23 protein-coding genes are annotated in these 24,377 nt (G+C 63.6%); 5 read left to right on the top strand and 18 right to left on the bottom strand.

All coding sequences use genetic code 11. The features are described 5' to 3' along the window. Positions 1 to 33: 33 nt before the first annotated feature. The 8 genes from IB262_RS25010 to IB262_RS24975 form a co-directional block, all read right to left on the bottom strand. Positions 34 to 891 carry a serine hydrolase gene (locus IB262_RS25010; RefSeq protein ID WP_034805783.1) on the bottom strand — a complete coding sequence of 286 codons (858 nt, stop codon included), beginning with the start codon at positions 889 to 891 and terminating at the stop codon, positions 34 to 36. 1 nt (position 892) lies between these two features. Then, positions 893 to 2,521 carry an ABC transporter ATP-binding protein gene (locus IB262_RS25005; protein ID WP_034805780.1) on the bottom strand — a complete coding sequence of 543 codons (1,629 nt, stop codon included), beginning with the start codon at positions 2,519 to 2,521 and terminating at the stop codon, positions 893 to 895. Beyond that, complete coding sequence (locus IB262_RS25000) at positions 2,518 to 3,336, bottom strand: ABC transporter permease (protein ID WP_034805777.1); 819 nt, start codon at positions 3,334 to 3,336, stop codon at positions 2,518 to 2,520. Before IB262_RS25000 ends, IB262_RS25005 begins: the two co-directional genes overlap by 4 nt. Further along, positions 3,333 to 4,277 carry an ABC transporter permease gene (locus tag IB262_RS24995; protein ID WP_034805773.1) on the bottom strand — a complete coding sequence of 315 codons (945 nt, stop codon included), beginning with the start codon at positions 4,275 to 4,277 and terminating at the stop codon, positions 3,333 to 3,335. Before IB262_RS24995 ends, IB262_RS25000 begins: the two co-directional genes overlap by 4 nt. A gap of 216 nt (positions 4,278 to 4,493) precedes the next feature. Beyond that, positions 4,494 to 5,612, bottom strand: coding sequence for an NAD(P)-binding domain-containing protein (locus tag IB262_RS24990; protein ID WP_112985493.1), 1,119 nt, complete (start codon positions 5,610 to 5,612; stop codon positions 4,494 to 4,496). Between the two features lie 57 nt (positions 5,613 to 5,669). Then, positions 5,670 to 6,158: a GAF domain-containing protein gene (locus IB262_RS24985; RefSeq protein WP_034805770.1), complete on the bottom strand. Its 489-nt coding sequence runs from the start codon at positions 6,156 to 6,158 to the stop codon at positions 5,670 to 5,672. 89 nt (positions 6,159 to 6,247) lie between these two features. Beyond that, positions 6,248 to 7,150 (bottom strand): LysR family transcriptional regulator, encoded by a 903-nt coding sequence (locus IB262_RS24980; RefSeq protein ID WP_034805970.1) that lies wholly within the window; start codon positions 7,148 to 7,150, stop codon positions 6,248 to 6,250. A gap of 157 nt (positions 7,151 to 7,307) precedes the next feature. Then, on the bottom strand, positions 7,308 to 7,694 hold the full coding sequence (locus tag IB262_RS24975; RefSeq protein WP_034805768.1) for a hypothetical protein: 387 nt from the start codon (positions 7,692 to 7,694) through the stop codon (positions 7,308 to 7,310). A gap of 395 nt (positions 7,695 to 8,089) precedes the next feature. Between IB262_RS24975 and IB262_RS24970 the strand changes: the two genes are divergently transcribed. Together IB262_RS24970 and IB262_RS24965 are read left to right on the top strand one after the other, a co-directional pair. Then, the gene (locus tag IB262_RS24970) at positions 8,090 to 9,307 is read left to right on the top strand and encodes an SfnB family sulfur acquisition oxidoreductase (protein WP_060522015.1); all 1,218 of its coding nucleotides are present in this window, start codon (positions 8,090 to 8,092) and stop codon (positions 9,305 to 9,307) included. Positions 9,308 to 9,386: 79 nt separating this feature from the next. Then, on the top strand, positions 9,387 to 10,784 hold the full coding sequence (locus IB262_RS24965) for an LLM class flavin-dependent oxidoreductase (protein WP_192493941.1): 1,398 nt from the start codon (positions 9,387 to 9,389) through the stop codon (positions 10,782 to 10,784). Positions 10,785 to 10,863: 79 nt separating this feature from the next. On the opposite strand, the gene IB262_RS24960 is transcribed toward IB262_RS24965, so the two are convergent. From IB262_RS24960 to IB262_RS24950, 3 genes are all read right to left on the bottom strand, one after another. Continuing rightward, entirely contained in the window at positions 10,864 to 12,090 is a 1,227-nt protein-coding gene (locus IB262_RS24960) for an acyl-CoA dehydrogenase family protein (protein ID WP_051659709.1), read from the bottom strand. 145 nt (positions 12,091 to 12,235) lie between these two features. Then, complete coding sequence (locus IB262_RS24955) at positions 12,236 to 12,811, bottom strand: methyltransferase domain-containing protein (RefSeq protein ID WP_113136205.1); 576 nt, start codon at positions 12,809 to 12,811, stop codon at positions 12,236 to 12,238. Between the two features lie 57 nt (positions 12,812 to 12,868). Further along, the gene (locus IB262_RS24950; protein WP_112985495.1) at positions 12,869 to 13,495 is read right to left on the bottom strand and encodes a Crp/Fnr family transcriptional regulator; all 627 of its coding nucleotides are present in this window, start codon (positions 13,493 to 13,495) and stop codon (positions 12,869 to 12,871) included. Positions 13,496 to 13,546: 51 nt separating this feature from the next. Here IB262_RS24950 and IB262_RS24945 point away from each other — a divergent pair, with 51 nt between their 5' ends. Together IB262_RS24945 and IB262_RS36030 are read left to right on the top strand one after the other, a co-directional pair. Further along, entirely contained in the window at positions 13,547 to 13,669 is a 123-nt protein-coding gene (locus IB262_RS24945; protein ID WP_210337677.1) for an SDR family NAD(P)-dependent oxidoreductase, read from the top strand. Continuing rightward, positions 13,638 to 14,258: an SDR family NAD(P)-dependent oxidoreductase gene (locus IB262_RS36030; protein ID WP_281435738.1), complete on the top strand. Its 621-nt coding sequence runs from the start codon at positions 13,638 to 13,640 to the stop codon at positions 14,256 to 14,258. The genes IB262_RS24945 and IB262_RS36030 overlap by 32 nt, the downstream gene beginning before the upstream one ends. A gap of 72 nt (positions 14,259 to 14,330) precedes the next feature. Here IB262_RS36030 and IB262_RS24930 read toward each other — a convergent pair whose 3' ends face one another. The 6 genes from IB262_RS24930 to urtA form a co-directional block, all read right to left on the bottom strand. Further along, positions 14,331 to 14,789, bottom strand: a complete 459-nt coding sequence (locus tag IB262_RS24930) for an Rrf2 family transcriptional regulator (protein ID WP_060522010.1) — start codon at positions 14,787 to 14,789, stop codon at positions 14,331 to 14,333. A 307-nt stretch (positions 14,790 to 15,096) separates the two neighbouring features. Beyond that, on the bottom strand, positions 15,097 to 15,792 hold the full coding sequence (urtE, locus tag IB262_RS24925; protein ID WP_029742910.1) for an urea ABC transporter ATP-binding subunit UrtE: 696 nt from the start codon (positions 15,790 to 15,792) through the stop codon (positions 15,097 to 15,099). A gap of 35 nt (positions 15,793 to 15,827) precedes the next feature. Beyond that, entirely contained in the window at positions 15,828 to 16,592 is a 765-nt protein-coding gene (urtD, locus tag IB262_RS24920) for an urea ABC transporter ATP-binding protein UrtD (protein WP_029742911.1), read from the bottom strand. Between the two features lie 4 nt (positions 16,593 to 16,596). Next, positions 16,597 to 17,757: an urea ABC transporter permease subunit UrtC gene (gene urtC, locus IB262_RS24915; protein WP_034805744.1), complete on the bottom strand. Its 1,161-nt coding sequence runs from the start codon at positions 17,755 to 17,757 to the stop codon at positions 16,597 to 16,599. Continuing rightward, a complete protein-coding gene (gene urtB, locus IB262_RS24910) occupies positions 17,754 to 19,370 on the bottom strand; it encodes an urea ABC transporter permease subunit UrtB (RefSeq protein WP_112985496.1) in 1,617 nt (538 codons plus the stop codon). Before urtB ends, urtC begins: the two co-directional genes overlap by 4 nt. A 171-nt stretch (positions 19,371 to 19,541) precedes the next feature. Beyond that, entirely contained in the window at positions 19,542 to 20,834 is a 1,293-nt protein-coding gene (gene urtA, locus IB262_RS24905; RefSeq protein WP_029742795.1) for an urea ABC transporter substrate-binding protein, read from the bottom strand. A gap of 326 nt (positions 20,835 to 21,160) precedes the next feature. Between urtA and IB262_RS24900 the strand changes: the two genes are divergently transcribed. Continuing rightward, on the top strand, positions 21,161 to 22,456 hold the full coding sequence (locus IB262_RS24900; protein ID WP_112985528.1) for an adenylate/guanylate cyclase domain-containing protein: 1,296 nt from the start codon (positions 21,161 to 21,163) through the stop codon (positions 22,454 to 22,456). On the opposite strand, the gene IB262_RS24895 is transcribed toward IB262_RS24900, so the two are convergent. Continuing rightward, positions 22,443 to 24,377: a DUF5054 domain-containing protein gene (locus IB262_RS24895; protein WP_029742797.1), complete on the bottom strand. Its 1,935-nt coding sequence runs from the start codon at positions 24,375 to 24,377 to the stop codon at positions 22,443 to 22,445. The genes IB262_RS24900 and IB262_RS24895 overlap by 14 nt on opposite strands.

The raw sequence follows: 24,377 nt of genomic DNA, 5'->3' as shown, positions 1-24,377 counted from the left end.
CCTCTCTCTTTTCTGATTGTTGGTGTTGTCGGTTCAAAAGGCGCGCCAGCAGACCTGTGACAGCTTGCCGATGGTTTCGAGCGCGATGGTGTAGCCGGGCGTGCCGTCGGGCATCAGCGCGGGTACGCCGTCGGTGAAGGCGGCGATCGCATAGAGCGGCTTGCCGTCGCGATAGACGACGCCGGCATCCATGCGGCCGCGTTTGCCGCGACCCCCCTTGCAGGCGACGACCGTATCGAAGGGCAGCCGCGAGCGGATGCCATAGCGCAAAACCTGGTTCTTCAGCGTCTGCACAGCGAAGGCGGCGAGCTCGACCGTGATGCCAAGCCTGGCGGCAGCAGCGGCATCGTGCTCGGCGGCGAGGATCAGTTCCAGCAGCATCACCTGGTCGGCAGCCGTCGTCGTCGTGACGTCGGCCAGCGAATGATCGGGTTTGAGCGCCAGCGGCGGAATGAGGAAGCGATGGTGCGTGCCCACCATGCCGAGCGCCTTGCAATAGCCGTCGACCTCTTCAAGCGTCAGCCGCTCGAACACCATCTTGGTGCAGACATTGTCGCTCAGAACCATCATGCCGACGATCGCGTCGCGCAGCGAAATGACGATTCCAGGCGTCAGGTAGCGGAACATGCCGCTCGCCACTTCCTGGGCGAGCCGTGCTTCGTAGGTGATGCGCTCGTCAAGATGAAGCCGGCCTTCTGCCACCGCCTTCAGCGCCGCCATCATGATCGAGGTTTTGCGGGTGCTGGCAGATGGTGTTTCCTCACCCTCGCCACGGCCGATGGTTTCACCGGTCTGGAGATTGCGCACGAGGAAGCGGGTGACGAAGGGCTCCGCGTCGGCGATCGCGTGGAGTTCGGCCGCGATCGCACCGGTCTTGATTTCCGTGCTCATCTCAGGCCTCCAGCCGCCATTTGAGGGTGACGCCACCGGTCTGGTTGAGATCGAGCGCCGGGATCGCCGAAAGCAGCTTGCGGGTATAGGCATCCTTCGGCGCATCGAAGATCCGGTCGCGGTCGCCTTCTTCGATGATGCGCCCGTCCTGCATGACGATGACGCGGTCGGCGACCTGCTCGACGACGCCGAGGTCGTGGCTGATGAACAGGCACGAGAAGCCGTAGCGCTTCTGCAGGTTCGAGAAGAGTTCCAGCACCTGAGAGCGAACGGTTACGTCGAGCGCCGACACCGGCTCGTCGGCGATCAGGAATTTTGGCCGCCGTGCGATGGCGCGGGCGATAGCCACACGCTGGCGCTGGCCGCCCGAGAGCTCATGCGGATAGCGATTGGCGAAATCGGCGCTGAGCCCGACTTCCTCAAGCGTTTCGAGCGCACGGCGACGCTTGGCCGGCGTATCGAGGTCCGGCACCAGCCGCAGCGCTTCCTCGACGAGCGCCTGAATGGTCATGCGCGGATCGAGCGACGAATAGGGATCCTGGAAGACCATCTGGCAGTTCAGCCTATAATCGCGCCAGTCGGCGCTGCGCTCGCGGCCCTGGAACAGGATGTCGCCTTCGGCCTGCTGGACGAGGCCTGCGATGGTGCGGCCGAGCGTCGTCTTGCCAGAGCCGGAACCGCCGACCAGTGCCACGACCTCGCCGACATGGATATCGACGCTGACGCCGTGCAGCGCGCGCTTCGGCTCGTGCCTGCGGAAGAGACCCTTGCGGCCGGGATACTCGACGACAATATTGCGCGCCGAAACCATCGGCGTGCGGGTCATGTCGAGCTCACGCGCAGCACCACGGAACGGCAGCGACGAAAGCAGCTTGCGGGTATAGGGATGCTGCGGTGCTTGCAGGATCTCCTCGGTCAGCCCCTGCTCGACGACGACGCCCTTTTCCATCACCACGAAACGGTTGGTGTAGCGGGCGACCATCGGCAGGTCGTGGCTGATGAGCAGCACTGCAGTGCCCTCGGCCTGGGTCAACTCGACCATCAGCTCCATGACGTCGCGCTGGACGACGGCATCGAGCGCGGTCGTCGGCTCGTCTGCGATCAGCAAGGCTGGCTTCAACAGCATCACCGAGGCGAGCATGATGCGCTGGCGCATGCCGCCGGAGAACTCGTGCGGATAGGCGGTCAACGCCCGCTCCGGCTCGCGTATGCCGACGCGACCAAGCATCGAGAGGATCGCCGTGCGGCGCTCCTCGACCGACATCTTTGTGTGCAGGATCAGCCCTTCCTCGAGCTGCCGGCCGATGGTCATCGACGGGTTGAGCGAGGTCATCGGCTCCTGGAAGACGACGCCGACCTCCCCGCCGCGAAGCTGGCGGAGATCCCGGTCCTTCATGCCGAGCACATCCTTACCCCGGTAGAGGATCGTGCCGCCGATACGGCGGACGGCCGGCGGAATGAGCCCGATGATCGCGCGTGTCGCCAGTGTCTTGCCGGAGCCGCTTTCGCCGACGATGCCGACGATTTCGCCGGGCGCGACGTCAAAGCTGACGTTCTTCACTACCTGGTTGCCGGAGTGAGTGACGGCAAGCGAAAGGCGCTGGACACTGAGAAGAGGATTGCCGGTCATTTCAGGCCTCGCATGCGGGGGTCGAGACGGTCGCGTAGCGCGTCGCCCAGAAGGTTGATGCCGAGCAAAGTGAGAGCGATGCAGAGACCGGGGAAGAAACCGAGCCAGACGGCCTGTTCTATGAAGGGGCGGCCGGCGGCGAGCATGTTTCCCCAGGTGGGTGCCGGTGGCGGCACGCCGAGACCGAGGAAGGAAAGCGCGCTTTCCGAGAGGATCGCCCAGCCGAACATCGAGGTGGCAAGCACCGTGATCGGCGCGACGCAGTTCGGCAGGATATGGCGCAGCATCGTATATATCTCGCCATTGCCCATCACCCGCGACGCCTCGATGAACTCGCGTTCGCGCAGCGACAGCACCGCTCCGCGCACCACGCGGGCCATTGACGGCGTATAGGCGATGCCGAGCGCGAAGATGATGCCGTACTGGTTGGCGCCGAAGACGGCGAGCAGGCCGAGCGCCAGCAGGATGCCGGGGAAGGCCAGGAGCGCGTTGTTGATCGCCATGATCACGCCATCGACCCAGCCGCGCGCATAGCCGCTGACGATGCCGATGAAGGTGCCGAAGACGACGGCGAAGGTGACGGTCAGGAAGCCGATCCAGACGCTGGCACGGGCGCCGACCATCAGGCGGCTGGCGACATCGCGGCCGAACTCGTCGGTGCCGAGCCAGTGCGCTGCACCGGGTGCGGCAAGCCGCGCGGTGAAGCCGAGCGCCATCGGATCATAAGGCGTCCAGAAAAGGCCGATGAGGGCGGTGATGACCAGCAGGCCGATCAGGCCGCCGCCGATGGCGCCGTTGAAAGTGAGCTTTCTCATTCTGCCACCACCCGCGGATCGAAGAGAGGATAGAGGAGGTCGACCACCAGATTGACGACGACATAGGAGAAGGCGACGAGCAGCAGGCAGCCCTGGATCACCGGATAGTCGCGCTGGAAGATCGCATCGACCATTAGACGGCCAAGACCCGGAATGGTGAACACCGTCTCGATGACGGCGATGCCGCCGAGCAGGTTGCCGAGGATCAGGCCAATCATCGTCCAGGTCGGGCCGAAGGCGTTCTTGAAGGCGTGGCGCCAGAGAACGGCACTTTCCGAAAGCCCCTTGGCACGGGCATGGGTGATGTAATCGAGCCGCAGCACTTCGAGCGTAGAGGCGCGGGCCATGCGGATGATCACGCCCATCTCGTGGATGACAAGCGTCATGACCGGCAGTACCAGATAGAGAAGGCCGGCCTTCCAGTTCTCCGAGATCGGCACGTAGCCAAGCACCGGCAGCCAGCCGAGCTTCAGGCCGAAGGCGAGCAGCAAGAGAAGACCGAGCCAGAAGGTTGGGATCGACAGAAGCACGGTCGCCGAACCGACAAGCGCCAGGTCGGTCAGGCTGTTCTGCCGCCAGGCGGCGATGACGCCGGCCGGAACCGCGATCAGGCTCGCGAGAAGCACGGCGATGACGACGATTTCGGCGCTGACGAAGAAGCGGCTGACGACCAGATGCAGCACCGGCTCGCCGGTGACGATCGAGGTGCCGAAATCGCCGGAGAGGATGTTGCCGGCCCAGATGACGAATTGCTCCGGGATGCTGCGGTCGAGACCGAGCTCCGCGCGCAACGCGGCAATCTGCTGCGGTTCGGCCATATCGCCGAGCATCAGCGCTGCCGGATCACCGGGAATGAGGCGGATAAGCGTGAAGACGGCAACCGAGACGATCACGATCGTCGGTATCGCCATCACGAGACGATTGAGAATGAATTTGATCATGGGTTCCCCGTACTGAGGCAGGCCGCACGCGTTACCGCGATTCTCCTGCCCGTCGGCTCTCTTGTTGCAGGGACTATGATCGATTGGAAAAAATCGTGCAATATTATGAGTAAATGTCATACCTCTATGAAAAGGGCATGCAACTTCATCGCGACCGGGTGGGCGCTGCCCGGCTGCTCGCTGGCGAGGAAGCCGGCGCGATCGCGCCGGCTTCCGTCAGGTCAGATGAAGAAAATCGGCCAGTTCGCGGGCGGCAGCGCCTCCTGCCCGGTTCGCACCGATGGTGGAAGCCGACGGCCCGTAGCCGACGAGATGGATGCGCGGGTCTTTTGCCACCTGAGTCGCCAGCCGACCGGTCATCAGGATACCGCCGTCAGCATTGCGCAGTTGCAGCGGCGCCAGGTGATCGAGCGCGCTTCTGAAGCCGGTGCTCCAGAGGATGACGTCGACGGCCAGTTCGCGCCCGTCGGACCAGCGCACGCCGTTTTCGGTCATTTCGGCAAACATCGGCTGGCGCTCGAGCGCGCCGCGTGCACGTGCGGCCATGATCGCAGGTGTCACCGGAATGCCCGTCACCGAGACGACCGAGCCCGGCGGCAGGCCGCGGCGAACCCGGTCCTCGACCATGGCTACGGCGGCGCGTCCAACCTCTGGCGTAAACGGTTCGTCGCGGAAGGCCGGCTCCTCCCGCGTTACCCACGTGGTCGATGTCACCTGCGATATTTCATCGAGCAGCTGGATGGCGGAGATGCCGCCGCCGACGACCAGCACATGCTGCCCCGCGAATTGCGCTGCCGACTGATAATCCTTCGTGTGCAGCTGGTGCCCCTTGAAGCGCTCCGCTCCCGGATAGGGCGGGATATAGGGGGCCTCCCAGGTGCCGGTCGCGTTGATGATGCCGCGGGCAGCATAAGCCCCGTCGTCCGTCTCGACCCTGAAGCGCTCGCCCCGGTCACACACGACCTTGACGGCCACCGGCCGGCGGACCGGCAGACCGAATGCCTTCTCATAGGCGCCGTAATACTGCGGCACGGCGACGGCCGCGTGAACCTCGCCCTTGCTGGTATCGACCGCTTCGGAAAATCTCATGCCGGGAAGATCGTGAATACCGTTGACCGTATTCAAGGTCAGCGACGGCCAGCGAAACTGCCAGGCCCCGCCCGGCTGCGGCGACCGGTCGATGACGACATATTGCCTGTGAGGCGCCAGCCCGAGCCGGCCCAGGTGATAGGCCGAAGACAATCCCGCCTGCCCGGCGCCGATGACGACGATGTCGATCTTGCGGGCCGCGCGCGCATGCGTTTCGACATCGACAGGCTGAGCCGCATCCGTCATGGTGCGGCCCGAAGCAAAAGCCTGTCAGTCCTTGCCAGATCATCCACGGCGGCGGCCCTATGCAATTGCCGCTGCGAAGATCGCCGCAAGTTTTTCGATGCCGATCTGGTCGTCGCGGTCGAAGCGTGCAGGCTCCGGGCTGTCGAGATCGATGACGCCGATCACCCGGCCGTCACGCCGCACCGGAACCACGAGTTCCGAGCGCGAGGCCGCATCGCAGGCGATGTGCCCCGGAAAGGCATGGACGTCTTCCACAAGGATCGAGCGGTCTTCCTTGACGGCCGTTCCGCAGACCCCGCGGCCGACGGCGATGCGCACACAGGCAGGCTTGCCCTGGAACGGTCCCAGCACGAGTTCGTCGTCGGTTTCGAGGAAATAAAACCCCGCCCAATTGAGGCTCGGCATGGTCTGGAACATCAGCGCCGACGTATTGGCCGCGTTGGCGATCAGGTTCGGCTCGCCATGAAGCAGCGATTCGAGCTGCTGGGCCAACTCCGCATAGAAAGCGCGCTTGTCGCCTGTGTCGATGGTGGCTGCCTGAAACATGATCTTATCCGCTCTAATGTTCGTATCGGCCGGCAATGTAGTGTCGCGCCCGTCCCATTGCCAATGGCCGCAACCTTGAGGCCATTGTCTCACGGCTGCTGCGAAGCGGCGACCTGCCTTTTGAGGCAGTCAATCATGGCTTGGGCTGCAAGCGACAGCGGTACGCCAGCCGCCGTCGCGACGCCGAAATCCTGGGTGAGGTGCGGCGAAAACGGACGGATCTCGATCGGTAGGTGCCGGTGCAGATTGGCAAAGAAGCTGCTGATGATCGCGACCCCAAGGCCGTAGGCCGCGTAGGCGCAGGCCGAGCTGTTGCTGTGGGTCTCGATCTTGACCTTTTGCGGCACGCCGGCCTTGCGGAAGATCTCGTCGAGCATGACCCGCGTCGGCCGGCGGCGGCCGATCAGGATCAAGGGCACGCCGCGCAGTTCCTTCGGCGTCACGGTTTCGTGCTGCGAAAGCGTGTGCCCCTTTTCCATGACGCAGACGCTGAGGCCGGTTGCGACCGGCTGCATTTCGAGACCGGCGCTCAGCTGCCCCTCATAACGCAGGAAGCCGAAATCGATGATGCGCTGCTCGACGAGGCGGGCGATCGCAACGGTCGTGTCGAAGAAGGTTTCGACGCGCACGCCGGGAAAATCCTTGGCATAGTCGGCGAGCATCGCCGGGGCGAAGGTCTCGGACATGCTGTTCGGCAGGCCGATGCGCACGACCTCTGGGCCGACTGCGCCGCTGCGCAGGTCCTGCGCCAGATTGGTGAACCGGTCGATGCCGAGCAAGATATGCTCCGCATCCTCGGCGAGCTTCATCGCCTCGGGCGTCGCAATCAGCCGGCCCTTGTCACGGGCAAAAAGCGTCAGCGACAGCTCTTCCTCGAGCTGCTGCAACAGCCGGCTGACGCCGGACTGGCTGAGCCCCATCGTCTTGGCGGCCGCAATCGTCGATCCGGTCGCCAACAGCGTGCGCAGCACTTCCAATTGTCGAAAATTCACGCCGCCCCCGGTCCGCTCGAACATCCGCTTGCTCTCCCCTCGTGTTTACGGGAAGGCGATGCTTCAAGGAAGGGGTCGGCAAGGTGCGGGGAAATCCGTGACGGATACCCGCAGGGAACGAGGAGCGCGCACGCGCGCTCCTCTGAGGTCACCGGTCTCACGCGCTGGCGTGGACCGGATGGTTGAAGCGGTCGGCGAAGATCTCGATCGAGCCGCGACCGAAGCTGCGCAGCTGCCGCCGCGTCAGCACCGACATGACACGCGCGGCCGTCGAGACGGTCATGGCGTCGAGCGGCCCTTCACCGCTCCACGGCTTGTTCAGTCGGTCGGTTACGATGCCGATGAGGTTTGCCGGCATGATGTCGCTGCAAGGTTTCATCCAGTCGAAGACCTCGCTGATGGGAATGCGCTTGCCTTCGAACGCAACGATGGGCTCGGGCATGTTGGCGCCCCAGTCATCATAGGCCTCCAGAGCATCACGAAACAGGTTCTGCAGCGTGATGGAGGCGTGCCCTTCATGGAGAGCAGGCAGGAAATTCGTCATTTGTGTCTCCTTCAGTGGTTAAGGCCGGGAAACGCGAATGGCCAATTCTGTCAGCATATGTTTGTGTTCGTGCCGGGTGGCCGATACTCTGGGCCACACGACGGGTCAAACTGCAGGCGATGAGGCAAATGCACAAATCGGGCGATGGTTCCCTGAGCCGCAGTCAATTTTGGCGGGAAATCGGTGAGCATACACGCCGCCGAGCATCACCAGGGTCCTCTTCCCTGGCCTTCCCCCGAATCGATCTTACCCATCCCGACCCGAAGGTAAACACCAAGTCGCCATCAAGGCCGAAACGAAATACTCAAATCGATAATTTCTATAGAATATACTATCTTACCCGATCAGGCCAGATAATTCACTGATATGCACCTCAATCGACAGGGAGCAGTCACATGGGAACGATCTCGCGGCTTTCCGAGAAAACTAGAGCCCCGGCGCACCGGATCGAAAGCGAAGAGGAAGCGCTGTCGATCGCGCGTGAGCTGGCGGCGGAATTTGCAGGGAGTGCCAACGAGCGGGACACGGATCGCATTCTGCCCTTCGACGAGCTCGATGCGCTCGCCCAATCCGGCCTGCTGGCGATCACCGTGCCGCCGGAGTATGACGGCATAGACGTCTCCAATGCCGTTCTTGCCGAAGTCACCGCCATCCTTTCGGAAGCGGATTCCTCGATCGGCCAGATCCCGCAGAACCATTTCTACATTCTCGAGGCGCTGCGCACCGATGGCACCGAGGAGCAAAAGGCCTTTTTCTTCGGCCGGGCGCTTGCCGGCGACCGTTTCGGCAACGCCCTTTCGGAGCGTGGCACGAAAACCGTCGGCGACTATGAGACCCGGCTTTCCTCCGACGGCCCCGGCTTCCGTCTGAACGGGCGCAAATATTATTCGACCGGCGTGTTGTTTGCCGAATGGATCGTCATCTTCGCCCTTGATCCGAACGACAAGCTGACCATGGCCTTCGTGCCGCGCGGCGCGGAGGGCTTGCAGATCATCGACGACTGGGACGGCTTCGGCCAGCGCACGACCGGCAGCGGCACGACCGTGCTGCAGAACGTCTATGTGGCCGCCGATGCGGTGGTGCGCCATCACCGCGGCTTCGAAAGGCCGACGACGATCGGTAGCGTCGGCCAGATCATCCATGCCGGCATCGATCTCGGCATTGCCCGGGCAGCCTTTGCCGAAACCCTCGACTTTGTCCGCAATCATGCGCGCCCCTGGATGGACAGTGGCGCCGAACGGGCGGCCGACGATCCGTTGACGATCGCCCGCATCGGCCAGCTTGCCATCCGCCTGGAGGCGGCAACGGCCACGGTGGAGCGTGCCGGCAAAAAGGTCGACGTCGCCCAGATCAATGGTACCGAGGAAAGCGTGATCGAAGCGACGCTTGCCGTTGCCGCGGCAAAGGTCCTGACGACCGAAATCGCCTTGGAAGCGAGCAACACGCTCTTCGAACTCGCCGGCACCGCATCGACGAAGATCGGCCTCAACCTCGACCGCCATTGGCGAAACGCCCGCACCCACACGCTGCACGACCCGGTGCGCTGGAAGCATCACGTTGTCGGCAACTACCACCTGAACGGCATCAAGCCGCCGAAGAACGGCGCACTCTGAGCCCATCGACCGCGCGCGATCGTCCCGAGGCGTGACCGGCGCTTTGGGCAACGCCCAACCTTGCCCGAAGGAGAGCCCCATGAGCCGCGAAATCCGGCTGAATGCCTTTGACATGAACTGCGTCGGCCACCAGTCGCCAGGGCTCTGGACCCATCCGCGCGACCAGTCCTGGCGCTACAAGGATCTCGATTACTGGGTGCATCTGGCAAAAACGCTCGAGCGCGGCAAGTTCGACGGCCTGTTCATCGCCGACGTGCTGGGCGTCTATGACGTGCTGAACGGCAATGCGGATGCAGCCCTTCGGCATTCGGCCCAGGTCCCGGTCAACGACCCGCTGCAACTGGTGCCGACCATGGCCTACGAGACCGAGCATCTCGGCTTCGGGCTGACGGCGTCGCTCTCCTTCGAGCATCCCTATACCTTCGCCCGCCGCATCTCGACGCTCGACCATCTGACCCGGGGGCGTGTCGGCTGGAACATCGTCACCTCCTACCTCAACAGCGGCGCGCTCAACATCGGCCAGGCGCAGCAGGCGCGCCACGACGACCGCTATGATCTCGCCGAGGAATATCTGGAGGTCTGCTACAAGCTCTGGGAAGGAAGCTGGGAGGACGGCGCCGTCGTGCGCGATCGGGCAAGCGGTATCTTCACCCATCCGGAAAAGGTGCATCCGATCAACCATCACGGCCGCCACTTCACGGTTCCCGGCATTCACCTGAGCGAACCGTCGCCGCAACGCACGCCCGTGCTCTACCAGGCCGGCTCTTCGAGCCGCGGCAAGGACTTTGCCGGGGCGCACGCCGAATGCATCTTCGTCGCCGCGCCATCCAAAACCGTATTGAAGCGCTATGTCGCCAATGTCCGCGAGGCAGCCGCGCGCGCCGGCCGCAACCCACGCGAAATCCTCGCCTTCAATCTGCAGACGGTGATCCTCGGCGAAACCGACGCGGAGGCGAAGAAGAAGTTCGACGAATACCGCAGCCACGTGTCCTACGAGGGTGCCCTGGCGCTGATCTCCGGCTGGACAGGCATCGATTTCGGCCAGTTCGCCCCGGACGAGCCGCTTCGCCACCGTTACACCAACGCGGTGCAATCGGCCGTCGAGACCTTTACGACCATCGACCCGGACCGGGTGTGGACCGTGCGCGAAATGGCCGACTGGGTGGGTATCGGCGGCTTCGGCCCCGTCTTCGTCGGCTCGCCCTCGACGGTCGCCGATCTCCTGCAGGAATGGGTCGAGGACACCGATGTCTACGGCTTCAACCTTGCCTATGCCGTCACGCCCGGGACCTTCGAAGACGCCGTCGACTTGCTGGTGCCGGAACTGCAAAGGCGCGGCGTCTACAAGACCGGCTACCGCGAAGGCACGCTCCGCGAAAAGCTCTTCGGCGCCGGTCCGAGGCTTGCAGCGCCGCATCCGGGCGCCGGCTATCGCGACCTCGCCGGCCAGCGGCAGACGATCGCGGCCTCCGCTTAAGCGAAGACATCAAAGAAACGCCGCCGGAACCTTTGTTCAGGCGGCGTTTTTCCACGCACAGTCACCCTGTGCGTCAGGTTCAGCTGTAAAGGCTTATCGGCGGGATCCGACCGTTGAGCGCAAAGTCGCCGACCTCGCGCGCCTTGTAGGCGACCGGGTCATGCAGCGTGTGGGTGCGGACATTGCGCCAGTAGCGGTCGAAGCGATAGTGCCCAGCCGTGGCGCGCGCGCCCATCAATTCGAACACCCTTGCCGTCACGTCGAGCGCCACGTGGGTGGAATGCACCTTGGCCGCATAGGCCTCGATCGCCGCCGCGCCCCGCGCCTCGGCCGTTACCGAGCTGCCCTCGGACAAGGCCGCTTCGACCGCTGCCGCAGCCGCATCAGCCAGCGCGACCGACGCCTTCAGGTTCGTCTGGAGCTCGCCGATCGCCTCAAGGATATAGGGGTCGTCGCCGGCACGCTCGACGCCGGACGTCACCCAGGGACGCGTTGTGCTGCGGACGTAGTCGAGCGCTGCTGCCAGCGCCCCCTGCGCCGTGCCGAGATAGAAATTGACGAAGACGAGCTGGATCAGCGGCGTGTTGAAGGTCGCTTGCACCGGTGGCGGATCTAAGGGTTCGGCAAGCGCCTGGATGAAGTCTCGCCCATAAACCGGAAAGTCGCGGAACTCGACGCTGCCGCTGTCCGACAGGCGCTGGCCGATATTGTCCCAGTCGTCGTTCGCGATATAGCCGGGACGGTCGGTGGGCACGACGAAATTGGCGATCTTGCCGTCGAGCGTGGCATTGACGTTGATGCGGTCGGAGACATGCGCGCCGGTCGAAAACGTCTTGCGGCCGTTCAAGACGTAGTGCGCGCCGCGCCGCTCGAGCGTCAGGCCGGGGTCGCGCGGGTTGACGGCTGCACCCCAGTAGAGCTGCCGCTCGACCGTTTCGGCGCCCAGCACCCAGGCTTGCCGGGGATCGGCGGCGGCCCAATAGACGTATTGGCTGTTGACGTAGTGGTAGCCCAGCAATTGCCCGATCGAGCTTTCGCCGCGCGCGACGATGCGCACCAGCCGCAGCCCGTCGATCCAGCTCAAGCCGGCCCCACCGATCTCCGGCGAATGCAACGCCGTCAACAGACCAGCCTGGCGGAGCGCCTCGATCTCCTCGCGCGGCGGCGCGCCCACCCGGTCGAGTTCGGCGCCCCGACGGGCAAGATCGGTTGACAGCGCCTCGGCACGGGCAAAAAGCTCCCGTCGCCTTTCGTCATGTTCGGCGTTCACCGGCGCCGGTTCTCTGAGGAAGTGTACGTTGCTCATCCGCCTCTCCTTGGTTGAGGCGTAATAATGAACTTATTCTATAGACAATGACAGCAAATGGATTTTGACTTGGGCGGAAGCCCGAGAAAGTCTTACCTGTCACCCGGTGCCGCCCACGCGCCGGCGGGAAACGGGGCCATCGCGCTCAGGCACTATTCCGGGAAATGCGATAGACGCTGGCAGGCGGCAGGTTGAGCGGCACCCAGCGCCGAAAGGAGGCCTTGAGCCCAAGCTCGCGCAGAACCTGGAGCGAGATCGGGCATCGCGGTCCATAGGTGAACTGGAACAGGCTTCCATCCTCGGCAAGGTGATGAAAGACCGAGGCGAGGATCGCCCGCACGGTCTGCGCCGGCATGGACACAAGTGGCAGGCCGCTGATCGCCGCCCCGACGGACTTCACCGCCGGCAGGGCCAGGTGCTGGGCGTCGCCCTCGATCAGCGTCGCGCTCGGGAACCGCTCCCGCAACAGCATGGCGAAAGCCGGATTGCGCTCCACCAGGATGAGATTGTCCTCGTAAACGCCGTTGCGAAGCAGTGCCCGCGTGAAGGCTCCGGTGCCAGGCCCAAGTTCGAGCACATTGCCGGAGAGCGGTCCGATCTCGGTGGTCATGGCGACCGCCAGCCGTCTGCTCGAAGGCGCGATCGCCGCGACCTCCAGCGGTCTAGCCGCCCAGGATCTGAGGAAGAGCAGGAAATCCGATGCCGTTTTCTGTTTGGTCAAGTCGCGCCTCCGTTGTTGCAACGGTGCCTGGTATCGCTCCTTGTCCGATGCCGCGCATTAACCCGGGTTAAGCCTGGTGTCGGCCTCCGCCCGCACTCGCTTGGCGATGCGGCTGAGGCCGACCGGGGTGATGCCGAGATAGCCGGCGAGGTCCTTCTGCGGCACCCGTGCGACCACCTCCGGTTCCTCGACGAGCAGTGCGCGATAGCGCTCCTCGGGATCATGCGTCAGGAACTGGCGTTCACGGCGCTCCTTGCGCTCGGCAAGCATCATCAGCGCACTTCGGATCATCCGCGACCAGCCAAGGTCGGTGTCGGCCAGCGCCTGCAGCGTCACGAACGGAATTCTCTCGAGGCGGCTCTCCTCGACCGCAATTGCCGAAAAGCTCGCCCGCCCGGCGGGCACCAGCGCCGAGAGGCTCGCAAAGAACCGCCCTTCGATGGCGAAGGACTTGATCCACTCCTCGCCATTGGCACGCAGATAGGTGAGCTTCACCAGGCCGCGCTCGATCACATAGACATAGGGATGCGGCTCATCCTGATGGAAGACCGTTTCGCCAGCCCTCACGCTGCGCACCTGCATCGCCTCGGCCAGGCGCTCCGCCTGCGCCAGCGGATGCCGGGCGATGCGCTCGAACAGCGAAATCGCAGCGCCCTCTGCGCGCTTAACTTCGGTTAATGCCATCCCCGTCCTCCCGTTGCAGATTCGACTGCGCAACAACGGGAAATAGATCACATGGCACGCTACGTCGTCACCGGGGCAAGCTCGGGAATCGGCAGGGAGATCGCACTGCAACTGGCCGCGAGGGGGCACGATGTCTTAGCACTTGGCCGCGACCGGAGCGACTGGAGGACTTGACGCTGCGAAACCGGAGGATCGAAACGCGGGTGCTCGATCTCTGCGATCGGGCCGCAACCATCGCCTGCAGAGCCAAGATGGCGGGCGATCCGATCGACGGTCTCATCAACAACGCGGCCATCCAGCACAATGTCCGGTTCGACGACCCGCATTACGACGCCGGACAAATCGCGGACGAAGTCGATACCAATCTCGTCGCGCCGATGCTGTTGTCGCGGCTGCTTCTGCCGAAGACGCCCGGGCGCCCCTTCGTCATCGTCAATGTCGGCTCAGCACTCGCCCGTTATCCGAAAACACGGCGGCGGTCTACAGCGCCACCAAGGCGGGGCTGCGCATGTTTTCGGATGCACTTTCCGTCCAGCACCAGGCAGGCGCAGTCAAAGTGGTTGATGTGGTGCTGCCGCTCGTCGATACCCCGATGACATCAGGGCGGGGAAAGGACAAGGTCAGCGCGGCCTATGCGGCGAAGGAAATCCTGCGTGCGCTCGAGCCGGGCGGGCCCCGCATCCATGTCGGCAAGGCGCGATTGCTGCGCCTGCTCGAAATCATAGCGCCGCCTGCAGCCGCCGCGATCATCAGAAAGCTGTGACGCTGCAGTTCCGCGATTGTCCCGCCGCGTCTCGCGATCTCAGGCACCCAGTAAAGAACGGATGCGCGGAGGTCAGCCGGCCTCAGCGTCCCTCAAGGCGACGATCTCGGTCGCGTTGTCGTTGGCGGCGAACTGCTCCAGCGTCATGTTGTCGAGGATCGAGGCGATCGCGTCGCGAACGTTGCTCATCGACTTGCGCACATGACAGTTGACCGGATCGGCACAGTCGTCGCAGGCCTCGAACGCGGTGCGGCTGGCGCAGCGGATCGGTGCCAGGGGACCGTCGAGCGTGCGGATGACCTGGCCGATGCGGATGTCGGAGGCTGGCCGGGAGAGCGAATAGCCGCCGCCCGGGCCCTTCTTCGAGCGCAGGATGCCGGCATTGCGCAGTTCGAGCAGGATCGCGTCCAGGAACTTTTTCGGAATATTGTTCCGCGTGGCGATCTCGGTGATGAAGGCGGTCTCTCCGGGCTCCAGTTGAGCCAGGTCGACAAGGGCCTTGAGCCCGTATTTTCCTTTTTTGGTCAACATGTCACTTCACTTTCCTGAACAAGGAAAGCCGCCACAACGCCCCTTCCCGCGGCATTTACCGGGGGTAACGGGTTGTGACGGCCGCACTCTTTCGCTTAGGATGTCCTACACCCAAACTGCACCATTCTCAATAAAATACGTCAGTTACTGCATAGATTTAGTGATTTTAGAAGGCGCTTTTATGGCAGGGGGGAGAATTTCCGCTCCCTTGAGAAGGTGGTTTTGCCTCAAGAGCCAGCAGTCGCTTGCCTCGGACGCCGCGAAACCCGACGCCGGAGCACCGCAGGTGTAACTGTTCAGGATGCGATCACACCGTCAGATGGCGGCGCGCCTCTGATGTGTCCAGCGTTTCGGCTGCGCCCTCGTGGACCACAGCGCCCCGATCGAGGATGTAGACGTGGTCGGCGAGTTCGCGACAGAAATCGAGATACTGCTCGACCAAGAGGATCGCCATGCCGGTCGAATCCCTGAGATAGCGGATAGCCCGGCCGATATCCTTGATGATCGAGGGCTGGATGCCTTCGGTCGGCTCGTCGAGCACAAGGATCTTCGGTCGCGTCACCAGCGCTCGGCCGATCGCCAGTTGCTGCTGCTGACCGCCGGAGAGGTCGCCGCCACGGCGACCAAGCATCGAGCGCAACACCGGAAAGAGGTTGAAGACGTCCTCGGGTATCGAGCGGTCGCCGCGCTTCAGGGGCGCATAGCCGGTCTCCAGGTTCTCCTTGACCGTCAGCAGCGGGAAGATTTCACGCCCCTGGGGGACGTAGCCGATGCCTTCTTTTGCCCGCCGATAGGGCGCCATGCCGGCGAGTGCTGCGCCGTTGAAGTCGATCGCGCCGGCGCTGACCGGATGCTGACCGGTGATCGCCCGAAGCAGGCTCGACTTGCCGACGCCATTGCGCCCGAGCACGCAGGTGATCTTGCCCATCTCGGCCGTGATCGACACGTTTCGCAGCGCCTGCGCGGCGCCGTAGTGAAGATTGACGTTTTCGACGCTGAGCATGGCGCGCCCTCCTTTTGGATTTTCGGTGTGGGTCATCACCGGCCAAGGTAGTTCTCGATCACCTTCGGATCGCTGCTGACAAAGTCGATCGAGCCTTCCGCCAGCACCGCCCCTTCAGCAAGGCAGGTGACCTTGACGCCGAGTTCACGGATGAAGCCCATGTCGTGCTCGACAACCACGACCGATCGGGTCTTGGCGATCTCCTTCAGCAGGATGGCTGTCTCGGCAGTTTCCGCGTCGGTCATGCCGGCGACCGGTTCGTCGACCAGCAGCAGTTCCGGCTCCTGGGCAAGCAGCATGCCGATCTCCAGCCATTGCTTCTGCCCGTGCGAAAGGTTGGCGGCGAGATCGCTGCTGCGCGACGACATGCGGATGGTCGCAAGGATCTCCTCGATCCGAGCCTTGTCCTCTGCCGTCAGTCGGTAAAAGAGTGTCGGAAACACGCCGCGCTTGCGGTTGAGCGCCAGCTCGAGATTGTCCCAGACCGTGTGGCTTTCAAACACCGTCGGCTTCTGGAATTTGCGGCCGATGCCGAGCGAAGCGATCTCCGCCTCGTCCTTCTTCGTGAGATCGATCTCGCCCTTGAAGAACACCTGCCCCTCGTCCGGCCGCGTCTTGCCGGTGATGATGTCCATCATCGTCGTCTTGCCGGCGCCGTTCGGGCCGATGATCGCTCGTAGCTCGCCGGGTTCGATGACGAAGGAGAGCGCATTCAACGCCTTGAAGCCGTCGAAGGAGACGGAGACGCCGTCGAGATAGAGAAGGCTGGTCGGCTTGGTCTGCCCGATTGTCTGGTTCATGTCGTTACTCCGCCGCCATGGGTTCAACGGCCAGATTGTCCGGTGTTTCAGCCGCCCGCGTCTGACGCTCCGCACGCCGGCGGGCGAAGTACGCGCCAGCCGTTCCGACGACGCCCTTCGGCAGGAACAGGGTGACGAGCACGAAGAGGCCGCCAAGCGCAAAGAGCCAGAATTCCGGGAACGCTGCCGTGAAGATGCTCTTGCCGCCATTGACGAGAATGGCGCCGACGATCGGGCCAATCAGCGTGCCGCGCCCGCCGACCGCCGTCCAGATCACCACTTCGATCGAATTGCCGGGCTCGAACTCGCCGGGATTGATGATGCCGACCTGGGGCACATAGAGCGCGCCGGCAATGCCGGCCATCATCGCCGATAGGGTGAAGGCGAAGAGCTTGATGTGCTCGACCCGGTAGCCGAGGAAGCGCGTCCGGCTTTCCGCGTCGCGGACTGCCACGAGCACCTTGCCGTACTTGGAACGCACGATCGCCGACGTCAGGATCAGGCAGAGCGCCAGCATCAGCGCCGAGGCAGCGAACAAGGCGGCGCGCGTGCCGTTAGCCTGGATGTTGAAGCCGAGGATGTCCTTGAAGTCGGTGAGGCCGTTGTTGCCGCCGAAGCCCATGTCGTTGCGGAAGAACGCAAGCAGCAGCGCGTAGGTCATCGCCTGAGTGATGATCGAGAGATAGACGCCGTTGACCCGCGAGCGGAAGGCGAACCAGCCGAAGACGAAGGCGAGCAGCCCCGGGACAAGGACCACCATGAGCGCGGCAAACCAGAACATGTCGAAGCCATGCCAGAACCACGGCAGCTCCTTCCAGTTGAGGAACACCATGAAATCCGGCAGCAGCGGGTTACCATAGGAGCCGCGCGCCCCGATCTGGCGCATCAGGTACATGCCCATGGCGTAACCGCCGAGCGCGAAGAAAGCCGCATGCCCGAGAGAAAGGATGCCGCAGAAACCCCAGACGAGATCGAGCGCCAGCGCCAGCAGCGCATAGGTCAGGTACTTGCCGAACAGCGACACAAGATAGGTCGGCACGTGCAGTGGATGATCGGGCGCGGTCAAAAGGTTGAGCGCCGGGACAAGCATGGCGAGGCCGACAAGGATCGCAACGGCGATCAGAATGCTGCGGTCGAACGACCGCATCAGAAATGACGTGATCATGCTTCCACCGCCCTTCCCTTGAGCGCGAAGAGGCCGCGCGGTTTCTTCTGGATGAAGAGGATGATCAGCACCAGCACGAGGATTTTGCCGAGCACCGCGCCGGCATAGGGTTCCAGGAACTTGTTGAGGATGCCGAGCGAGAAGGCGCCGACGAGCGTGCCCCAGAGATTGCCGACGCCGCCGAAGACGACGACCATGAAGCTGTCGATGATGTAGCCCTGGCCGAGATTGGGCGAGACGTTGTCGATCTGCGAGAGCGCCACGCCCGCCATGCCGGCGATGCCGGAGCCGAGCGCGAAGGTGAGCGCGTCCACCCAGGGGGTGCGGATGCCCATCGACGACGCCATGCGCCGGTTCTGGGTTACGGCCCGCATCTTAAGGCCCATCGACGTCCTCTTGAGCAGGAACAGCAGCGCCGCAAATACCGCCAGCGCGAAAACGATGATCCACAGGCGGTTCCAGGTGATGGTCAGCCCGCCAAACTCGAAGGCGCCGGACATCCACGAGGGATTGCCGACCTCTCGATTGGTCGGCCCGAAGATCGAGCGCACCGCCTGCTGCAGGATCAGCGAGATGCCCCAGGTGGCAAGCAGCGTTTCGAGCGGTCGCCCGTAGAGAAAGCGGATGACGCCGCGCTCGATTGCAAGGCCAACCGCGCCGGTCACGAGAAAGGCGAGCGGCAGCGCGATCGCCAGCGACCAGTCGAAGAGGTCAGGATAGGAATTGCGCACCACCTCCTGCACCAGGAAGGTCGTGTAGGCGCCGAGCATGACCATCTCGCCATGGGCCATGTTGATGATGCCCATGACGCCGAAGGTGATGGCAAGGCCGATCGCCGCCAGCAAGAGGACCGAGCCGAGCGACAGGCCGTACCAAATGTTCTGGCCGGCGCTCCAGAAGGCCTGGGTCTGCTCGATCCGGGCGATCGCCGCCTCGATATCGGGTTTAAGGGAAGCATCGGCTGTGGCCAGAGCGGAGGTCAGAACGGCAAGGCCGTTTCGCCCGTTACCTTCGGCAAGCAGCGCGATCGCCTGACGCTTCTGATCGTCCGGGCGATCCGAGACGAGCAGCGTCACCGCGCGGGCCTCATCGAGAACCTTGCGCACGGTCCCGTCTTTCTCGGCCGCGATCGCCGTTTCGATCGCCTCGAGCGCATCGGCATTCGGCGTCTGCAGCATGGATTGCGCCGCCTTTATGCGCGCACTGGTATCGTCGCTGAAGAGCGTGAGACCTCCGAGCGCGCTGCGAACCGCGCGACGCACCGCATTGTTGACCTTGACCTTCTGCATCGCCGCCTTCGGTGCCGCTCCGGCGTCAGCCCCGGTCACGGGATCGACGAGCAGCAGGTCTGCGCCCTGCGCCTTGACCAGAAAGACCCTGCCGTCGGACTTGCGCTGATAAAGTTCCCCCTCGCCCAGCGCCTCAAGCACCGGAACGACCTTCGCGTCGCCGGTCTCGGCCAGCGCCGTTATGTGGTCGTCCATGTCGGAAAGCTTAGCGCTGCCCAGCTGATCGATCAGCGGGCCGAGGTCTTCGGCTGCGCGAGAACCGACCACATGGGCCGATATCACCAGACACAGCGCAACGAACAGGATCTGCAGAATTCGGTACATGGCCCCCTCATGCGGGTCCTGTCATGCGGCGCATGCACAAACCCGTCATAGCCCAAGCAAGCTCCCTTCGCTCGTGCGCGCCGCCGAACGAAGGGCATGCTTGCCTCAAGTTTTCGTCATGCAATCACTGTCCGGGTGGCAAGCCGCCCGGTCTATGACTAGGTGATGAAATCAGGAGCCCTTGCCGCCGCACTTGCCGGTGGCGACGTTGAAGTTGCCGCAGGACATCGGCGCGCGCCAATCGGAGATCAGGTCTTTGGAGTCCGGCAGATAATCGGACCATTCGTCGCCGACGACGAGGCCGGGTGTTTCCCAGACGGTCTCGAACTGGCCGTCGCCCTGGATCTCGCCGATCAGCACCGGCTTGGTAATGTGGTGGTTCGGCATCATCGTCGAGTAGCCGCCCGAAAGATTGGGGACGGAGACGCCGATCATCGCGTCGAGAACGGCGTCCGTATCGGTCGTGCCAGCCTTTTCGACCGCCTTCAGCCACATGTTGAAGCCGATGTAATGCGCTTCCATCGGATCGTTTGTCACGCGCTTGTCGTTCTTGGTATAGGCCTTCCAGGTCTTGATGAACTCGGCATTGGCGGGTGTGTCGACCGACTGGAAATAGTTCCAGGCTGCCAGATGCCCCACGAGCGGCGTGGTATCGAGCCCGGCGAGTTCCTCTTCGCCGACCGAGAAGGCGACGACCGGAATATCCTCCGCCTTGACGCCCTGGTTCGCCAGTTCCTTGTAGAACGGCACGTTGGCGTCGCCATTGATGGTCGAGACCACGGCGGTCTTCTTGCCGGCCGAGCCGAACTTCTTGATGTCAGAAACGATGGTCTGCCAATCGGAATGACCGAAGGGCGTGTAGTTGATCATGATGTCCTCGGGCTTCACGCCCTTGGAGATCAGATAAGCTTCGAGGATCTTGTTGGTCGTGCGCGGATAGACATAGTCGGTGCCCGCGAGCACCCAACGCTCGACGCTCTCGTTTTCCATCAGATAGTCGACGGCCGGGATCGCCTGCTGGTTCGGCGCCGCCCCGGTGTAGAAGACGTTGCGCTGGCTTTCCTCGCCCTCATACTGGACGGGATAGAAAAGGATCGAGTTCAACTCCTCGAACACCGGCAGAACCGACTTGCGCGATACCGAGGTCCAGCAGCCGAAGACCGCCGAGACCTTGTCGACCGAGACCAGTTCGCGCGCCTTTTCAGCAAAGAGCGGCCAGTCGGACGCGGGATCGACGACGACGGCCTCGAGCTTCTTGCCGAGCAGGCCGCCCTTCTTGTTCTGCTCGTCGATCAGCATCAGCATGGCGTCCTTCAGCGTCGTCTCGGAGATCGCCATGGTGCCGGAAAGCGAATGCAGGATGCCGACCTTGATCGTGTCGTCAGCGGCGAAAGCGCTGCTGAAAGCCGTCGTCGACAGGATGGCGGCCAGGAATGCGCCGGTCACGCTTGTCTTGATAGTCATCTGATGGAACCCCTCTCGTTCTGGAGCAACTGGCCCTTCGGTGCTTCTAGCCGCTGCTTAAGGGGATCATCGGACAGCCACGCTGCACTGCACATACGTCATTCTACGTAGGCGCCGGGGGCAAAGAGGAACGCGATTGATAACCTGGTCGCGGGCGGCTGCAGCGCAGCGATGGTATCTTTCTTGACCTTCCCATCGTTGGAAGCCCTAGAACCTAATCTGGCCGCAGGTCAGCGGGCTTGCGGCCACGCCACATATTCGACGCGAATCGACTGGTAGCAGAGCGGCTATCGCCGGCCGTCGATGCAGGGGGAATGCCGAAAGACATGACGTCCTCACTTCATCCGCATTGGGATACGGCCCGGGAGAAGCGTTCGCTCACCCTGCGCTTCGTTGCTTTCGCAATCCTGCTGGCAAGTCTGCTGCTCGGCGGCAACGCGGGCGCGGAACGCATGCACGCGGTCGTCGTCGTCAGCTATCTCGCCATCAGCGTGGCGTCGGTGGCAACGGCGCGCTCCTGGCTGACGACCCTCTTCGTCGTTCTCGATGCGCTCTTGGTCGCGCTGCTGCTCTACGCCCATATTCTGGCCGGCCCGGTGACAGCGAACCACAATCTGACGACGACCAGCCTCGTCGTCGCCTTCATCCTGCTCGTCCATGTCGGACTCAAGCTGGAGCGACGCCTGGTCCTCCTCTTTTCCGCCATCGTGCTCATAGCCTGGGTGACGATGCTGGCGATGACGGCTGCAAGGCACGATGCCTCCGGACCGCTTTCGCTGCTCGGGGCATTCTTCAACCAGGATCTCGGCCTGACCGTGAGCTTCGGCTTCACCGCCTTTGCCATCTATCTTCTTGCGCGCGACCACGACCGGACGCGCAAGGAAGCCTTGAAGGCCGACCAGCGGCGACAAAATCTCTCGCGCTTCTTCTCGCCGCTAGTCGTTTCCGCCCTGCAGGAGAAAGGCGATGTGCTCGGGCTGGAGCGACGCAGCGCCGCGATCATGTTCGTGGACCTGCGTGATTTCACCCGTTTTGCCGAGGCGGCACCGGCGCCTGAGCTCGCCTTCGTGCTCGCCGAATATCGCCAACTCGTCTCGCAGACGATCTTCGAACACGGCGGCACCGTCGACAAATTCATCGGCGATGGGGTGATGGCGGTCTTCGGCCAGCCGAGACCGAAGGAAGACGACGCCGACAGGGCACTTGCCTGCGCGCTCGATCTCGTCGACATCCTCACGGATTGGAAGAACCACAACGCGTGCAACAACCACCCGGCCCTCGATGCCGGCATCGGCCTGCACTATGGCACGGTCGTCGGCGGCGTTCTCGACAGCGGCTGCCACAGCGAGTTCACCGTCATCGGCGACGCCGTCAACGTGGCCCAGCGCCTGGAATCCATGACCAAGACGCTGCAGGTGCCGCTCGTCGTCTCCGCTTCGTTGATGTGCCGGCTCCAAGCACCAGCACCGGAAGCCGCATGGGTATCGCACGAGGCGGTCGTGCTGCCAGGTCGTCGCCTTCCGGTCGACATCTGGTGTCTTCACCGGGAGACCGGCTCAGCCCACCCGAACGAGGATGAGCCTTCCGTCGCTCCGCAGTCGCTGACGATCACCGACCGCTGAAGCTAAGCTTGAAGCGCGTGGTGAAATCACCGCCCCACCACATGGGGAAGTTGGTGCCCCATTTGTTGTTGTGGATGTTGAAGCGGACACCGGCGGAATAGTCAGGCAGGTCCTTGCAGAAGGCCATGAACGGCCAGGACTGCGGCGCCACCAGCGGCGTGTCGAGGTTTTCGACCATCAGCTCGACGCCCGGTTCCGAGCGCCCCCTCACCGCCGTGACCGCCTGCAGCTGTGCACCGCCCGCGCGGGCGAAATTGTCGGTGGCGTGCCAGTGCCCCATCTTGCACACATCCCAGGCGGAACGTCCCTCGGGCGTGAACGACAGAAAGCTCGCTTCCGGCATACGGTTGGCGTTCTTGCCATAGAGGGACAGCCGGACATCGAGCCCGTCCTTGCCGGCGGAAAATTCGATGGCGATTTCGGCAGGCGCGCCCAATTGCTCCACCGCTTCTGCCGGCATGACTGCAAGGACGGATGTTGCGGTCGTGCCGCAACGCTTGGGCGCGTAGGCCTGCGAGCGCGCTTCCGCAACCTTCGCAAGCCCGGGCTTGTCGTGGTCGAGCACCGCCCAGTCCATCCAATGGGTAAGGTACGTATCCATGTGGCGGCGAACGTCGCCGGCGTCATAGCTTTCGTAGCGATAGGCGATCAGCGAACCGTTGGCGCCACGGACCGTCCGGCCGTCGGGCGCAGTCAGCGCGGAAACGTCGCCGGTTACCGGATCAAGCTCGATGATCCAGCCGCCGACATCGAGCCGCGTAGCAGCCTCGGTCGCCTCGGGCCGTGATGGAACGGCAATCTCGGCAAGGGCCGCCTCGGCGCGGACCGCATCCTCGCCGTCCAGCTCTGCAACCGCCTGGTCGAGATAGGCCCGCTGCTCCGCCCAGGACGCTTCGGTATAGTGGAAGCGAGGATCAGTCTTTCGCGCCGCCTCGAAGGCGGGGCGTGCCCAGGCCTTCTCGTCGCGCAGGAAGGATTTGATGTCGACGCCGCAGGTGTGTTCGGCGACCAGCGCCAGCTTGCGGCCGAAGGCCTGGCGGCTTGTGGTCATCCGCTCGCCGGCAAATTGGTCGTAAAGCCGCTGCAGCGCCAGATAGCGGGCGATCTTTTCCGGATCGGTGCCGCTGCCGTGGATCCAGCTGTCGCCGAGTTCCTTTTCCACCACCGGGAAACGCTCGCGCGCCTCCCAAATAAGCTTGCCGTAGTCCTCCAGTGTCGCCGCGCGCACGGCGGCACCTGGCTCGTGTTTCAGGATCTCGCGATAGGCTTCGGCCGTCTGCGACACGCTCTGCGGGCCGATGTTGTCGCTGGTATGGGCGAAGCTCAAGCCGTCGGAGAGACCCTCGGGGAAATAGGTCTCGCCATAGGAGCGCTGGTACATGACGACGATTTCCTCGCCGCCCGCCGCTCGCCAGCGAAAAATATCCGGGATTTCCGGCGGCGGCGAAGCGGAGTTCACGCCGATATGCAGGAAGCGCACGCCGGCTTCGGCCAGCAGCGGCACCATGCCGAGCGTATGGCCGGGCACATCGGTCATCTTGGCGGCGATCGTCTTCAGACCGAAGCGATGGTCCAGCTCCTGCGCATAGGAAAGCCCCGCCTTGAAAAGATCCGGCGACATCAGCTCCGTATGGGTGGTGAAGGGCAGCGCGTGCCAGCGGATCAGGCCGCGCTCGATCGCCTGCTCAAGGCGGGCGACCTCTTCCTTCGAGCGAGAATTCAGGTGATCCCAGATCAGCCAGGCGCCCGTCGTCCAGACGAACAGCGGCTCGTGCGGGTTCTCGTTGTAGAAGTGCGCGCCGGTCTCGATCGCCTGCGGGATGAAGCGCTCGTGATACTGCTTTCGGATCTTCTCGGCGTGATCGGTAAAGCCGATGTCGAGATGGGTCTTGAAGACGACGTGGATGCGTTTTTCGGTCAT

It is taken from the genome of Ensifer sp. ENS02 (genome assembly GCF_014851885.1).
GTDB classification, from domain to species: Bacteria; Pseudomonadota; Alphaproteobacteria; order Rhizobiales; family Rhizobiaceae; genus Ensifer; species Ensifer adhaerens.
The sequence above is the reverse complement of the archived record's forward strand: the minus strand, read 5'-3'. Positions and strand labels throughout refer to the sequence as shown.